General features: G+C 68.7%; 14 protein-coding genes. 8 read left to right on the top strand and 6 right to left on the bottom strand.

All coding sequences use genetic code 11. From position 1 onward, the window contains the following. Nucleotides 1-81: 81 nt before the first annotated feature. Nucleotides 82-1,110, bottom strand: coding sequence for a SphA family protein (locus AC1VNM_RS25900; protein WP_483108814.1), 1,029 nt, complete (start codon nt 1,108-1,110; stop codon nt 82-84). Nucleotides 1,111-1,407: 297 nt separating this feature from the next. On the opposite strand from AC1VNM_RS25900, the gene AC1VNM_RS25895 reads away from it, so the two are divergent. Further along, on the top strand, nt 1,408-2,028 hold the full coding sequence (locus tag AC1VNM_RS25895) for a chalcone isomerase family protein (RefSeq protein ID WP_483108813.1): 621 nt from the start codon (nt 1,408-1,410) through the stop codon (nt 2,026-2,028). Between the two features lie 9 nt (nt 2,029-2,037). Here the strand turns inward: AC1VNM_RS25895 and AC1VNM_RS25890 are convergent, their stop codons facing one another. After that, on the bottom strand, nt 2,038-2,280 hold the full coding sequence (locus tag AC1VNM_RS25890) for a glutaredoxin family protein (RefSeq protein ID WP_377157746.1): 243 nt from the start codon (nt 2,278-2,280) through the stop codon (nt 2,038-2,040). Nucleotides 2,281-2,382: 102 nt separating this feature from the next. Here AC1VNM_RS25890 and AC1VNM_RS25885 point away from each other — a divergent pair, with 102 nt between their 5' ends. Both AC1VNM_RS25885 and AC1VNM_RS25880 read left to right on the top strand, forming a co-directional pair. Then, complete coding sequence (locus AC1VNM_RS25885; protein WP_483108812.1) at nt 2,383-3,660, top strand: helix-turn-helix domain-containing protein; 1,278 nt, start codon at nt 2,383-2,385, stop codon at nt 3,658-3,660. A 101-nt stretch (nt 3,661-3,761) separates the two neighbouring features. Next, the gene (locus AC1VNM_RS25880; protein WP_483109332.1) at nt 3,762-4,424 is read left to right on the top strand and encodes a Vgb family protein; all 663 of its coding nucleotides are present in this window, start codon (nt 3,762-3,764) and stop codon (nt 4,422-4,424) included. A 13-nt stretch (nt 4,425-4,437) separates the two neighbouring features. On the opposite strand, the gene AC1VNM_RS25875 is transcribed toward AC1VNM_RS25880, so the two are convergent. After that, entirely contained in the window at nt 4,438-5,385 is a 948-nt protein-coding gene (locus tag AC1VNM_RS25875; protein ID WP_377157747.1) for a GlxA family transcriptional regulator, read from the bottom strand. A 107-nt stretch (nt 5,386-5,492) separates the two neighbouring features. Here AC1VNM_RS25875 and AC1VNM_RS25870 point away from each other — a divergent pair, with 107 nt between their 5' ends. Continuing rightward, nucleotides 5,493-6,299: an SDR family NAD(P)-dependent oxidoreductase gene (locus tag AC1VNM_RS25870; protein WP_483108811.1), complete on the top strand. Its 807-nt coding sequence runs from the start codon at nt 5,493-5,495 to the stop codon at nt 6,297-6,299. Between the two features lie 133 nt (nt 6,300-6,432). Here the strand turns inward: AC1VNM_RS25870 and AC1VNM_RS25865 are convergent, their stop codons facing one another. Both AC1VNM_RS25865 and katG read right to left on the bottom strand, forming a co-directional pair. Next, nucleotides 6,433-7,077, bottom strand: coding sequence for a CAP domain-containing protein (locus tag AC1VNM_RS25865; protein ID WP_483108810.1), 645 nt, complete (start codon nt 7,075-7,077; stop codon nt 6,433-6,435). A gap of 183 nt (nt 7,078-7,260) precedes the next feature. Beyond that, the gene (katG, locus tag AC1VNM_RS25860) at nt 7,261-9,456 is read right to left on the bottom strand and encodes a catalase/peroxidase HPI (protein WP_483108809.1); all 2,196 of its coding nucleotides are present in this window, start codon (nt 9,454-9,456) and stop codon (nt 7,261-7,263) included. Nucleotides 9,457-9,867: 411 nt separating this feature from the next. Between katG and AC1VNM_RS25855 the strand changes: the two genes are divergently transcribed. From AC1VNM_RS25855 to AC1VNM_RS25840, 4 genes are all read left to right on the top strand, one after another. After that, nucleotides 9,868-10,539 (top strand): hypothetical protein, encoded by a 672-nt coding sequence (locus tag AC1VNM_RS25855; RefSeq protein ID WP_483108808.1) that lies wholly within the window; start codon nt 9,868-9,870, stop codon nt 10,537-10,539. A 193-nt stretch (nt 10,540-10,732) separates the two neighbouring features. Further along, nucleotides 10,733-11,392, top strand: coding sequence for a peroxiredoxin (locus AC1VNM_RS25850; RefSeq protein WP_431101618.1), 660 nt, complete (start codon nt 10,733-10,735; stop codon nt 11,390-11,392). Between the two features lie 126 nt (nt 11,393-11,518). Next, entirely contained in the window at nt 11,519-12,436 is a 918-nt protein-coding gene (locus AC1VNM_RS25845) for a hypothetical protein (RefSeq protein WP_483108807.1), read from the top strand. Nucleotides 12,437-12,492: 56 nt separating this feature from the next. Then, the gene (locus tag AC1VNM_RS25840; RefSeq protein ID WP_483108806.1) at nt 12,493-13,350 is read left to right on the top strand and encodes a hypothetical protein; all 858 of its coding nucleotides are present in this window, start codon (nt 12,493-12,495) and stop codon (nt 13,348-13,350) included. Between the two features lie 118 nt (nt 13,351-13,468). Here AC1VNM_RS25840 and AC1VNM_RS25835 read toward each other — a convergent pair whose 3' ends face one another. Then, the gene (locus AC1VNM_RS25835; RefSeq protein ID WP_483108805.1) at nt 13,469-14,368 is read right to left on the bottom strand and encodes an SDR family oxidoreductase; all 900 of its coding nucleotides are present in this window, start codon (nt 14,366-14,368) and stop codon (nt 13,469-13,471) included. Nucleotides 14,369-14,539: the final 171 nt, after the last annotated feature.

Here is a 14,539-nt window from a genome sequence, read left to right as displayed (position 1 = left end):
GAGCTGCGCCGGCGTCACCCGATGCGCTGCCGCATCGTGGCGATCGGCGATCAGCCGTCGCCGTCGCCGTCGCCGCGGCGATCAGTTCAAGCGGTAGTTCAGACGCAGCCAGGTGATGGTGCCCTCGGGGCGGTTGCGCACCGAGAACTCCTTCATCACCTTGAAGTCGACGCCCCACTCGCCGCTCTCGGCCAGGTAGGCGATCAGCGGGCCGGCCGACAGCGCCTGCACCTTGTTGGCGCCGGCATCGCCGCCGCGATCGGCGGTGAACTGCTTGAGCACGTAGCCCTGCACGCCCACCTTCCACTGGTCGTTCAGCTGGTAGGTGCCCGACCAGTCCGCATGCAGGTACTGGCCGGAACGCACGCCCGTGTCGTCGTTGCGCGTGTTGAAGGAGTAGGTCGCGCGCAGGCCGACGGCCAGGCCGTTCTCCCACACGCGCGAGGCCACCAGCAGCGGCTTGAACGTCCAGAACTTGCCGGCGCCCGGATTGACCGGACGGTCCGCGTCGTACGAGCCCATCGGCGGGTTGAACGCGACGCCCAGCGCGACGCGCGATTCATCCTGCTGCCAGTCGATGTAGGCGGCCAGTTCCGGATCGGCCAGACCGCTGCGCTTGCCCGACAGCGCGCCGCCGGCGGCAGCCAGCTGCTGGTTGATCTGCGCCACCGCGGTCGGGGGCAGGCCGGCGGGGAGCACGGTGCTCAGCGTGAAGTCGTTGGTCTGCTTGACCAGCGGGAACGCGGCGGAGAAGCCCAGGCGGCCGTCCATCACGATCTTCTCGGTGACCCAGGTGATGCGCGGGACGAAGACATCCGCCTTGATCGAGCCGTTCACCGTCAGCGGCAGCGTGCCGACACCGGGGATGGTCAGCGAGCGCGTCGGCGTGTTGCCGTCGGCGTCGCGCAGCTTGTCGGCCTCGTAATGCTGGTACCAGGTCTGCAGGTAGACGCCGGGGAACTGCGGCGTCGAGATCTCATAGGACGGCGCGCCGAGCAGCGCGCGCACCTGGCTGTTCTCGGTGGCGTGCGCGGTGCCGGTGACGGCGACCAGCGAAACGAAGGCGGCGGCGAGCGCGGACGGGCGCGCGCGGAGAAGGTCGATGGACACGGGGATCCCTCCGGGGAGTTCTGGATTTTCGAATCGGGGCGCATCGTGCCAGCGGAACAGGCCGGGGCTTGTGCCATTCGTCACATCGGGCATCGGATTAGAGGCACGGCCCCAGTTTCCGGGGCTGACGCGCCACACCCCGCCGCGCTTTAATCCGGTCCGCAACGCGCCCGCGATCGCCGTCACCATCGGCCTGAACTCGCGACGCCCCGAGCCACGACCTCACTTGCCACCGCATCCGGCCGGCTCGCGGTTCCCTCTCACAACATGACGCGTCACGCCTCGAGGAGACAATCCATGCACCGTTCCGCCCTTGTCCGTCCCAGCCTTGTCCGTTCCTTCCGGAACACCCTGTTCATCGGCCTGGCCGCGATGTCCTCGTTCGCCTTCGCGGCGGAGGTGGAAGTCGAGGGCTTCAAGTTCCAGGACACCGCGCTGCTGCACAACCAGACGCTGCAGCTGAACGGCGCCGCGACATCGAGCATCCTGTCGACGCGCTCGACGGCGGTGGCCTTCTACCTGCCGAAGAAGCAGACGACGATGGAAGCCGCGGTCGCCGAGAAGGGCGCCAAGCGCATCACCTTCTACATGATGCGCGACGTGTCCTCGCGCGACCTGGCCAACGCGATGCTGGATCGGATCCGCCAGAACGCGGCCGAGGAGTTCTCGAAGAACATCATCCAGACCTCGCAGCTGGGCGTCGTCTTCGGCAACCGCGCGAAGCTGCTCAAGGGCGACCTGGTCACGATCGACTACGACCCCGCGAAGCAGACGACGGAGTTCAGCGTCAACGGCCAGAAGGTCGGCGACACGATCCAGGGCGAGAGCTTCTTCCCGATGATGATGAAGGTCTGGATCGGCCCGAAGGTGCGCGGCAGCACGCGCGACGGCCTGCTGGGCGTCGCGCCGGCGAAGTGATCGCGGGGCTCAGCGGCCCAGTTGCTTCAACGCGGCCTGCAGGCCGGTGACGCCGCCGACGCGCTGGTCGTTGATGAACACCTGCGGCATCTGGCGCACGGACGGGCCGCACTTCTCGTAGAAGGCCAGGCGCTCGGCCTCGTCGTCGATCAGGATCTCCTGATACTCGATCCCGCGGGACTTGAGCAGACTCTTCGCCGTGTCGCATTGCGGGCAGGCGGACTTCGAATAGACGACGATCTTCAGTTCCATGGGGCACGAGTGTATGCGTGGCCTCCGGAGAATGCCGACCAGGGGTCTCCCTGAGTTCCGGGGCGTCGGGGCCCGCATCGCCGGCGCTTAAGCTCCGTCCCCATGGACGCCCTGATCACCGCCGCCGCCCGCTTCCTCGCCGCCGGGGATGCGTTGAGCGCGCTGCAGCGGGTGGCCCTGCGCGACGATCCGCCGGCGCTTGCGCTGCGAGGCATCGCGATGGCGCAGCTCGGCGAGCATCCACGCGCCCGCGAGCTGCTGCGCCAGGCCGCCAAGGCCTTCGGGCCGAAAGAGGCTGTCGCCCGCGCGCGCTGTGTCGTGGCGGAGGCCGAGGTCGCGCTGGCGATGCGCGATCTCGGGGATCCGACGCGCCCGCTGCTGCAGGCCGCCGCGACGCTCGACGCGCACGACGACCGCGCCAACGCGCTGCAGGCCCGCCTGATCGCCGCGCGCCGCCTTCTGCTGCTCGGCCGGCTTGACGACGCCACCCAGGCGCTGCCGGCCGCGGATCTGAGCGGCCTTCCCCCGATGCTGACGGCCATGGCGGCGCTCGCGGCAGCAGAACTCGCGATGCGTTCGTTGCGCAGCCGGGACGCGCTGCGGGCGGTCGAACTCGCCCTCGTGTCCGCTCGACGGTCCGGCGTCCCGGCGCTGATCACGGAGGCCGTCGAGCTGCGTGCCGCGCTCGACCAGCCGGTCGCCCGCCGCATCGATGCGGGCGAAGCTCGGGCGTTGACACTCGACGAGGTCGAGGACCTGCTCCGATCGCCGGCCCTGGTGGTCGATGCCTGCCGCCGCGCGATCCGCGGCGCGGGCCTGGCCATCGACCTTGCCCGGCGGCCGATGCTGTTCACGCTCGCTCGCGTGCTGGCCGAAGCCTGGCCCGGCGACGTCGGGCGGGAGACGCTGATCCTGCGGGCCTTCCGGACGAAGCATCCGGACGAGACGCATCGCGCGCGACTGCGCGTCGAGCTCGGCCGGCTGCGCGCGCTGGTGGCCCCGGTCGCCCGCATCGAGGCGACGCCGGCGGGCTTCGCGCTTCGCCTCGACGGCGCCAGGGGCGTCGCGGTCGAGGTCGAGGTCGGCGGCGTCGCGGACAAGCGTTCGGAAAATCGCTCCGCCGTGGTCCTCGTCCCCCCGATCGAAGGCGAGCTCGCGTCCTTGCAGGCCATGCTGGCCGATGGCGCGCCGTGGTCGACCTCGGCGCTGGCCTTGGCGCTCGGCGCGAGCCAGCGGACCGTGCAGCGCGCGCTGGCGGAACTCGAAGCCGCGGGGCGCGTGCGCGCGCTCGGCCAGGCCCGCGCGAAGCGCTGGCTGGCGCCGCCGATGACGGGAATCGCGACGATCTTGTTACTCCCCGCTCTGCCGCCCGCTGGATAGATTGAGGTCCATGCGGCGACGGTTTCGCCGTACAGGAGAACACGATGACCACGACGACTGCTCCCACCCACACCGCTTGCGATCCTCATGCCGAGGCGTGCATGGCGTCCAACGCGCACCTGCCCGCGGCCCATGAAGCCGAGATCGTGCGCGAGTTCGGCCCCTACCCCGACGCGCCCGCCGTGCATGGCGTGAGCCACGACGGCGACCGCGTCTGGGCCGCGACGGCGCTGGGCCTGCTGGCGATCGATCCGGCCACCGGCGAGGTCCAGCGCACGCTGCCCTGCGCGGCGGATGCCGGGACGGCCTTCGACGGGCGCCACCTCTACCAGATCGCTGATTCGCGGATCCAGAAGATCGACCCGGAGAACGGCCGCGTCGTCGGGTCCATCCCCGCGCCGTCGGGTCAAGGCAGCGACTCCGGGCTCACCTGGGCGGAGGGCAGCCTGTGGGTCGGCCAGTACCGTGATCGCAGGATCGTGCAGATCGACCCCGAGACCGGCGCGGTACGGCGCACGATCGAGTCCAACCGCTTCGTCACCGGCGTGACCTGGGTGGACGGCGAGCTGTGGCACGGCACCTGGGAAGGCGACGAGAGCGAATTGCGCCGCGTGGACCCGGTGGACGGCGCCGTGATCGAGCGTCTGGCCATGCCGGCGAACATCGGCGTCAGCGGGTTGGAGTCGGACGGTGCCGGACTGTTCTATTGCGGCGGCGGCAACAGCGGGAAGCTGCGCGCCGTGCGGCGGCCGGCGCGCAGCTGAGACACGCGCGGCTTCAGTCGGTCGCTCGAGCGCTCCGTCGCACGGCCTGCGGCGGCACGCCGAAGTGCCGGACGTAGACCTCGCGGAGGTGGCGTCGATCGCGGAAGCCGGACTCGCGCGCGACCACGTCGAGCGAATGCCGGCTCTGCTCGATCATCAGTCGCGCCGCCTCGAGCCGCAGCCCTTCGACGGCCTTGGCTGGCGGCATCCCGGTCTCCGCCGTGAACACGCGGCTGAACTGGCGCGGGCTGAGGGCGGCCACCTCGGCCAGTTCCTCGACCGACAGCGTCTTCGCCAGATTGGAGCGCGCATAGCTGAGCGCGTGCTGGATGCGGTCCGACTTGGGCGCGAGGTCCAGCATCTCCGAATGCTGGGACTGCCCGCCGCTGCGGCGCTGCTGCATCACCAGCTTGTGCGCGACGGAGCGAGCGAGTTCGTCGCCGAGGTCCTTCTCGACCATCGCCAGCGCCAGGTCCAGTCCCGCCGTCATGCCGGCCGAGGTCCACACCGGGCCGTCGACGATGAAGATGCGATCGCTGTCGACGTCGATGTCGGGATGGCGCTCCTGCATGGCCCGCGCGAAGTGCCAGTGCGTCGTGGCGCGCCGGCCGTCCAGCAGCCCGGCCTCCGCGAGCACGAAGGCCCCCGTGCAGACCGCGGCGATGCGGCGCGCGTGACGATCCGCGCGCTGGAGGAAGCGCAGCACCTCCTCGGGCGGCCCCACCTCGATGGGATCCGACACGCCGGCCACGATCCAGGTGTCCGCGCGCGTCGCCGAAGTCAACGGCCGCGTCGACACGGTCACGCCCATCGATGAGCGCACCTCGCCACCGCCTGGCGAATAGCAGGCCATCTCGTAGAACGGGGGGCCGGCCACGAGGTTGGCGTACTCGAACACGGCCTGCGTGCCCAGCGCCAACAGCTGGAAGCCTTCGTTGAGGACATAACCGATGCGATGCATGGCACGAATCATACCCTTCTACGTCATTTACGCCATTCGACCTGATTCCTACCATGGACGTACTTTCAGCCAATACCGGCTTTAGGCTTTCATCGAAGGAGTCCTCCATGACCACGTCCCCCGCCACCCGCCCGGGCACCGCCCTCATCACCGGCGCGTCCACCGGCATCGGCGCCGTGTACGCCGACCGTCTCGCGCAGCGCGGCTATGACCTGATCCTCGTCGCCCGCCAGCGTGACCGTCTGAGCGCGCTCGCCGACGCGTTGACGACGAAGTACGGTCGGGCCGTCGAGGTCCTCGATGCCGATCTGGGAGATGCGGTGCAGCGCCGGCGCGTCGAAGACAAGCTGCGCGAGGACGCGAGCATCACGCTGCTCGTCAACAACGCCGGGGTCGGCACGCACACGCCGCTGCTGGAGAGCGACGTCGACCGCATGACGCAGATGGTGGAGCTCAACGTCACGGCGCTGACGCGGCTCACGTACGCGGCGGTTCCTGGTTTCGTGGCGCGCGGCCGTGGCGCGGTGATCAACATCGCCAGCATCGCGGCGATCGCGCCGGAGATCCTGAACGGCGTCTACGGCGGCAGCAAGGCTTTCGTCGTGGCGTTCAGCCAATCGCTGCAGCATGAGCTCGGCGCCAAGGGCCTGCGCGTGCAGGCGGTGCTCCCGGGCGCGACGGCGACGGACTTCTGGGCCATCGGCGGCCGGCCGGTGGAGCACCTGCCGCAGGAGATCGTGATGAGCGCCGAGGACATGGTCGACGCCTCGCTGGTCGGCTTCGACCGCGGCGAGCTGATCACGATCCCGGCGCTGCATGACGAGTCGCAATGGCAGGCCTACGAGGGCGCGCGCCAGGCGATGTTCGGCGGCCTGTCGACCAGCGTGCCGGCGCCGCGTTACGCGAAGGTCTGAACCTGTCTTGCTCCCTCTCCCGCTTGCGGGAGAGGGTGGGGGTGAGGGGCAGCGGCGGTAAAAGTACTGAAGCCTTCCAACGCGCTCCCCCGCTTACGGGAGTGGTGGTGCTGCGCGTACTGCGAGGCGCCGATTACCGAGGCTTGCCCAGGTCCATCACCCAGTACTTGCTGTACGTGTTGGCCGACGAAGCCGCCGGCCGGCAGGCGACACCGACATCGACGAAGTTCGCCGACATCAGGTTGGCGCAATGGCCCGCGCTGTTGCGCCACGAGTTCATGACCGACTCGACGGTCTGCTGTCCGGCGGCGATGTTCTCGCCGGCGGCGGCCCAGGCGTAGCCCGCGTTGGTGATGCGGGTGGAGAAGCTGCGTCCGTCCTGGCTGTCATGGCTGAAGTAGTTCTTCGTCGCCATGTCCAGCGCGTGGGCGTCCGCAGCCGCGGTCAGCTTGTCGTTCCAGACCACCGGCCCCACGGCGGGGAAGTTCCCCGAGGTCCCGCAGCTCGCGCCCGACGCGCGCAGCGCGTTGATGCGGGTGAGCAGGTCCTGCTTGAAATTGGGCAGGTCGCAGGTACCGGCGACGAGGGGAGGATCCGTCGGCCCCGGGCCGGTCGGGTTCGTGGGATTGGTCGGGTTGGTGGGCGTCGTGACGGGATCGGGGGCCGGCGCATCGCTGCCGCCACCACCGCACGCACCCAGACCCAACGCCAGGAGGGCGGCAACGATCATCGAAGTGGGGAACTGCCGGTGGCCCGGCTTGTTGGAAGGGACGTCCATCCCACCATCTTAGGAAACGATTGGAAAGAATTCTGGAACCAAACGTTCCAAAGGGTCAGCGGGCGAGGCCGCCGAGCCCGAGGTGTAGCCAATTTGCCTACACCGTAGCCAGATTGCCTACAGCCACCCCTCCCGAGGACAGCGGGGCCGCCGACCCTCCCGGGTGGGCGGCCCCGCGTCCGCTCAGATCAGGTCGTAGCGGTCCAGGTTCATCACCCGGGTCCAGGCCTTGACGAAGTCATTGACCAGCACCTTCTCGCCGTCCTTGGACGCGTAGACCTCGGCCAGCGCGCGCAGTTGCGAGTTCGAACCGAACACCAGGTCCGCCGTCGTGGCGGTCCACTTCGCGGCGCCGGACGTGCGGTCCCGGCCCTCGAGCACGCCGTCGTCGCTCGTCGACTTCTGCCAACGCGTCCGCATGTCCAGCAGGTTGACGAAGAAGTCGTTGCTCAGGGTCCCGGGCCGCGTCGTGAGGACGCCGTGCTTCGTGTGGCCGACGTTGGTGTCCAGCACCCGCATGCCGCCGACCAGCGCCGTCAGTTCCGGCGCGCTCAGCGACAGCAGCTGGGCCTTGTCGATCAGCAGCTCCGCCGTGTGCTTGACCAGGTCCTTGCGCACGTAGTTCCGGAATCCGTCGGCGGCGGGCTCCAGGTAGGCCATGGATTCGACGTCGGTCTGGTCCTGCGACGCATCGGTGCGGCCCGCCGTGAAGGGCACGACGACGTCATGCCCGCCCTGCTTCGCCGCCGCCTCGATGCCGGCGGAACCGCCCAGCACGATCAGGTCGGCCAGCGAGATCTTCTTGCCGCCGGCCGCGGACGCGTTGAACTCCTTGCGCACCGTTTCCAGCTTGCTCAAGACCTTCTCGAGCTCGCTGGGCTGGTTCACCAGCCATTCCTTCTGCGGGGCGAGGCGGATCCGCGCGCCGTTGGCGCCGCCGCGCTTGTCACCGCTGCGGAAGGTCGCGGCCGAGGCCCACGCCGTCGACACCAGTTGCTGCACGGTCAGGCCGCTGGCCAGCAGCTTGGCCTTCAGGGCGGTGACGTCCTGGTCGTCGACCAGCGGATGATCGACCTTGGGGACCGGGTCTTGCCAGATCAATTCTTCCTTCGGCACCAGCTTGCCAAGGTAGCGCGACAGCGGACCCATGTCGCGGTGCGTCAGCTTGTACCAGGCGCGCGCGAACGCATCGGCCAGCTCGGCCGGGTTGTCCTTGTAGCGGCGGGAGATCTTCTCGTAGGCCGGGTCGACGCGCAGCGCGAGGTCGGCCGTCGTCATCATCGGCGCATGCTTGCGGTTCTTGTCGTGCGCGTCGGGCACCGTGCCCGCACCCGCGCCGCCCTTGGGCGTCCACTGGTGCGCGCCGGCGGGACTCTTGGTCAGTTCCCACTCGAAGCCGAACAGCGTTTCGAAGAAGCTGTTGTCCCACTTCGTCGGCGTCGGCGTCCAGGCGCCCTCGATGCCGCTGGTGATCGTGTAGACCCCCATGCCTTCGCCGAGCTTGTTCTTCCAGCCCAGGCCCTGGTCCTCGACGTCCCCGCCCTCGGGCATCGCGCCGACGTGGTGGACCTCGCCCGCCCCGTGCGCCTTGCCGAAGGTGTGACCGCCGGCGACCAGCGCGACGGTCTCCTCGTCGTTCATCGCCATGCGCTTGAAGGTCTCGCGGATGTCGCGCGCCGACGCGGCCGGATCGGGATTGCCGTTCGGGCCTTCCGGGTTCACGTAGATGAGGCCCATCTGCACGGCCGCCAGCGGATTCGCGAGGTCGCGATCGCCCGCATAGCGTTCATCGCCGAGCCACGTGGTCTCGGGGCCCCAGAAGACGTCGGTCTCGGGTTCCCAGACGTCGGTGCGCCCGCCGGCGAAGCCGAAGGTCTTGAAGCCCATCGACTCCAGCGCGACGTTGCCCGCCAGGATCATCAGATCGGCCCAGGACAGCTTGCGGCCGTACTTCTGCTTGATCGGCCAGAGCAGGCGGCGGGCCTTGTCGAGGTTGCCGTTGTCGGGCCAGCTGTTGAGCGGCGCGAAGCGCTGGGCACCGGTGCCGGCGCCGCCGCGGCCGTCCTGCACGCGGTAGGTGCCGGCGGAGTGCCAGGCCATGCGGATGAAGAACGGCCCGTAGTGGCCGTAATCGGCGGGCCACCAGTCCTGGGAGTCCGTCATCAGCGCGGTCAGGTCCTTGACGACGGCGTCGAGGTCGAGGGTCTGGAACTCATGCGCGTACTTGAAGTCCTCGCCCATCGGATTCGTCTTGGACGAGTGCAGCGAGAGGATGGAGAGGTTGAGCTGTTCGGGCCACCAATCCCGGTTGCCTTTGGTGCCTGCCACCGCATGGTGGTGGGTTCCGCCCGAGAACGGGCACTTCGATTCGCCTGACATGTCTTCCTCCTGAGTTGAACCTTGGGGATCAGTCCGCTAGTCCGCCTGCAGCGTGCGAGCGCGGTCGAGTCTAGAACTCGCTCAGTGAGAGCGGCAACAGTCCGGGTCAATCGGAGCGATAGTTTTTTTGACCGGTGCCACAATTCGCGCCTTTCATCCCTTGGAGCCCCTCGTGGACAGTGCCCCCAGTCCCATCGCGACGCGAGCCGGAACGGCCGCCGCACGACTGACGCGCTGACCCGGCTCCGGTGGCGCGCAGCGTCGCGCCGACCTTCTTCTCCTGTCGCATCGATCGCCTTTCCGAGGCAACCGTCGCCAATGCGCGACGACTCACCCGATCCGATCCATCTTGAACCGCGCCGTCATCACACCTCAACGGGTGTGAGGGACAGTGCGCGCAGGAGTCTTTCCATGCCCTTCTTCCTGCTGGCCCTGCTGGCCGGCCTGCTGCTGCCTGCCCCCACCTTCGCCGCCGGCGGACACCACGCCGTCGACGACGCCGCGATCGTCGAATCCGGCCAGTGCAATCTTGAACTCTGGGCCGAGCGCTCGAACCTCGACCGCCGCCAGCTTCAACACGCCGGCCTCGGCTGCAACCTGCTCGGCGCCGAAGCCGAACTCAACGTCGACCGCGAAACGGCCCGCTCGGCCTCGTCGCTCCACCTGCATGGCGTGCAGCTCAAATGGGCGACCGGACTGACGCCGCAACTGGCGATCGGCCTGGTCACGGCGCTGGGGTGGCAAGACCAGACCCCGCGCTCGCAACAATCCTTGCTGGTGCCGCTGACCTGGACGCCGCGCGAGGACCTGGCCTTCCATGTGAACGTGGGACGCACCCTGCGCAAGGGCGCGGACGATCTCACCCAACGCGGCATCGCCGCCGAGTGGCAGGTGACGCCGGACTGGCAGGCGCTGGCCGAGCACTTCCACGACGGCCAGCGCCCGCTGACGCGACTCGGCCTGCGCCGCACGCTGAACGACCGGCTGACGCTGGACCTGAGCTTCGCGCGGACCACCGCCACGGCGCACGCGCCGAAGGAAGGCTGGTGGACAGTCGGCGCGAACTGGACCTTCGGCCAGTGAGCATTCGCTCCCCGCATGAGTAAAGTCGCTGGTCGAGTAAGGCCATTGGGCAGACTCTGCCCGTCGTCAATCTGGAGGACAAGAATGTCGCTCCCCCTGCCGGACGCCCCCGACGGCTGGATTGACGACGAGAATCGCCCGGCCTGTCCGATCGTCCACGAGGGCGACGGCACTTTCAACCTTGGAGCCCACCATGTCTCTGCGCATCAACGACATCGCCCCGAACTTCACCGCCAAGACCACGCAGGGGGAGATCGATTTCCACAACTGGATCGGCGACAGCTGGGCCGTCCTGTTCTCGCATCCGAAGGACTTCACGCCGGTGTGCACGACCGAACTGGGCTACATGGCCAAGATCGAGCCCGAGTTCACCAAGCGCAACGCCAAGCTGATCGGCCTGTCGATCGACCCGGTCGAGAACCACGCGAAGTGGGCCGCGGACATCGAGGAGACGCAGGGCGCCGCGGTGAACTACCCGATGATCGGCGACACCGACCTGGCGGTGGCCAAGCTCTACAACATGCTGCCGGCCGAGGAGCCGGGCACGTCGGAAGGCCGCACGGCGGCGACGAACGCGACGGTGCGTTCGGTGTTCATCGTCGGTCCGGACAAGAAGATCAAGCTGACGCTGACCTACCCGATGACGACGGGCCGCAACTTCGACGAGATCCTGCGCGTGCTGGACTCCATCCAGCTGACCGCCAAGCACCGCGTCGCGACGCCGGTGAACTGGAAACAGGGCGACGACGTGATCATCGCGGGCTCGGTGTCCGACGACGAAGCCAAGACGATCTACCCGGAAGGCTGGAAGGCGCCGAAGCCTTACCTGCGGATCGTCAAGCAGCCGAAGTGATGGGGAGCGTCCTGCGCGTGTTCCTGCGCGCATGACCCGACCCCCGATGCACCGCAAGGCCGACGTTCCCTCCGATGGGGGGCGTCGGCCTTTCTGCTTCCTGCGTCGATAACATCCACGGCGTCAATGCGGCGGACGACCGCATCGCAGGGAGTCAGGAAGATGAATCACCCACGCCGCTGGATCGTGGCGAGCGGGCTGCTGCTGACCGGCGCAGCGATTGCCGTGCAGCTCTGGCCCGAATCGCCGAAGGACGAGCACGTCGCGACGGCCACCCCGCCCACCGTTGTTCAGCCGCCGGCCTCCGTACCGCAGAGCGCCTCCGAGCCCGACGCCGCGAAGCCCGAGAAGGCGGCGCCAGCCCCCACCCCGGCTCCAGCCGCGGCGAGCGGCGCCACAGCCAGGACAGACCCGGCATTCAAGCCGCCCGAGATGCAGGACTTCGGCCAGATCGTGCTGATCGGCATGCACGGCGGAACGCCGAAGCAGGCCGGCGAGGCCGCGTTCGTGCTGCAGACCTGTCTGGAGACCTCGTTGTACGACCTGCCGGGCGACGCCAGGAGATCGGGACTGCCGGATGCGCAGCGCAACGGCAGGATCGCCGCCGCCGAGTGGCTCGAAGCCCAATGCAAGTCGATCACACCGGAGATGCAGGCACAGCGCGGCGCCCTCGCGGCGCGCGCGGTGGAGGCAGGCGTGAGCGGCGTGTCGTTGATCTACGGCCGTTCCGTCGACTACCGTCCGCCCGAGCCGATGCGGGATCGGCTGCTGGACGCGATGAAGACCGATTTCCGCGATGGCGCCCGCCACCTCCCCGATGAACTTGGCTTCAACGGCATGAAGTTGGGCATGTCCAAGACGGAAGCGCGCGCCTACCTCCTGGTGGCCATCTCCGAATCGCCGGAAGAGATCCGGCGCCTACGCGAGACGATCTTCCAGGAAGGCCCGTTCCGCGACATGTCCGAGGAGGAGATCCGCGAGGCCGAAACGCTCGCGGAGCGCCTCAAGCAGGAACGCAAACCACCGAAGCGACGGACTGGATGAGCGCCTTGAACGAAGGTCCGAAGGCCCATCGACGCAGAGCCCTCTTCGCGGGCGGCGTGCTGCTCATGATCGGCGTCGCGGCGGCCACCACCTACTTCCGGGCCGATCCCTCGTCGGCGGAGCAGGTGTCCTCTGACATGCCGGCGGCGATCACACCGGGCACGCCGGGACGATCGGCCAGCGAGGCCGCGCTCCCGCAGGCGGCGGCGCCGCCAAGCGCCCCGCCGCGTTCAGGCGCGGCCAGCGCCGGCAAGGCATCCTTTGGCGTCCCGACACCGGGTGTCGGCGCCTCCGCCGCGATGCGGGACTACGGCCAGATCGTGATCGCGGCCGTCAACGGCGGCACGCCGAAGCAGCTCGGCGCAGCGGTCAAGCTCATGTCGATGTGCCGCTTCAATCCGGAGCTCCTGCAGATCATGGAGAAGATGAAGTCGGAAGGCCGCTTCTCCGGCGATACGGACGGCACCGCGATGCGGCATTTCAACGAGCAGGGTCGGAAGTGCCAATCCATTCCCCCGGATCTCATGGCTCGCGAAAAGGAGATTGCCGAACGGGCCTTGCTCGGTGGCGCGCGAGGGGTTGCCATCATCTATGCCGGCCTCGTCGACTTCGATCCGCCGTCATCGATACGACGTCCCTTGGGCGAGGCCTTGCGAGCCGACTTCCTCGAGGGCGATGACATTGCCCCGCTGCAACTCGCGAAACATGCCGACCTGTTTGAACTCACCCGCATCGAGACACGCGCCTACGAGATCGCGTTCGAAGCCCAGAAACACCGGATGAAGGATTCCTGGAATCCCGACGGATTCGCCAAGCCCGTGCCCGCGCTCACCGCAGACGAACAGCGCCAGGCCGAAGTGCTCGCGCAAACTTGGCTGCAGAGCGTCAAGAAGCCGAAGATGCCCTGGGAATGAGGTAGCGCAACGTCAACGACCCCGACATGAGCTTCACGGCCCCGATCGCAAGGACCCGCGGTTCGTGTTCTCGAACCGAGTCGCAGACGCGCGCCGCAGACGCGCCCGCCCGCTGTCCTCAGGCCTTCACGTCGAAGTAGCCCGCCTCGTCGAGATCCTGCGCCAGCGTCGGATGCTTCGGCGCCCAGCCGAGTGCCTCGCGCGTGGCGATGCTGGTCGCCGCGAGGTTCAGCCCGGCGAACTTCGTGAACCAACCGAAGTGCGCCTGGGCCTCGTCCTGCGAGAGGCTCACCACCGGCACACCCAGACGCCCGCCGATCGCGGTCGCGATGTCCTTGAATGCGAGCCGCTCTTCCGCGATCGCATGCCAGCGCGCACCTGCGCGGGGCGCTTCGATCGCGCGCCGGAACACCACCGCCGCATCGCGGCGATGCACGGCGCTCCAAGCGTTCTGGCCATCGCCGATGTAAGCCGACCGGCCCGTGCGCCGCGCGAGGTCGATGAGGATCGGCACGAAGCCGTGATCGCCCGCGCCGTGCACCGTCGGCGAGAGACGCACCGTGGCGGCGTTGACACCGCGCGCCGCGAGCGCCAGGGCGGTCGGCTCGGACGCGCGCGGGTAGCCGTCGGACACGGGCAGGCACGGATCCCCTTCGTGCCCCAGACGCCCCGACACCGCCATCGCCAGCCCGGAGGTCACCAGCAGCGGACGCTGCGATCCGAGCAGTGCCTCGCCGAGCGCCTCGATGGAGACGCTGTCGCGCCGGCAGTTCTCGGCGAAGCGGGAGAAGTCGTGGTCGAACGCGGTGTGGATGACGGCGTCGGTCGACGCCGCGCCCGAGCGCAGGCTGTCCAGATCGTCGATCGTGCCGCGATGCACGTCGGCGCCGGCTCGGGCCAGCGCCTCCGCGGACGCCTCCGACCGCGCCAGCCCGAGCACCTGATGGCCGGCCTCGATCAATTCATCGACCACCGCCGACCCGACGAAGCCCGTGGCTCCAGTGACGAAAACGCGCATGAGAGAAACCCTCGAAAGTTGATGCCACGCATCGTCAACGCAGAATCCATCCCGGTGTAGTAGTGACCTTATCCAGGTATGGCGGCTAACAGGATGAACAGCGTCTTTCCCCTTCCCTCCGTGTTTCGTCCCGAGTCCCCCGAGCCTTCCGAGCCTCGCGCGGACATGCCC

This window comes from Mitsuaria sp. MSU3D (assembly GCF_056867975.1).
The sequence above is the reverse complement of the archived record's forward strand: the minus strand, read 5'-3'. Positions and strand labels throughout refer to the sequence as shown.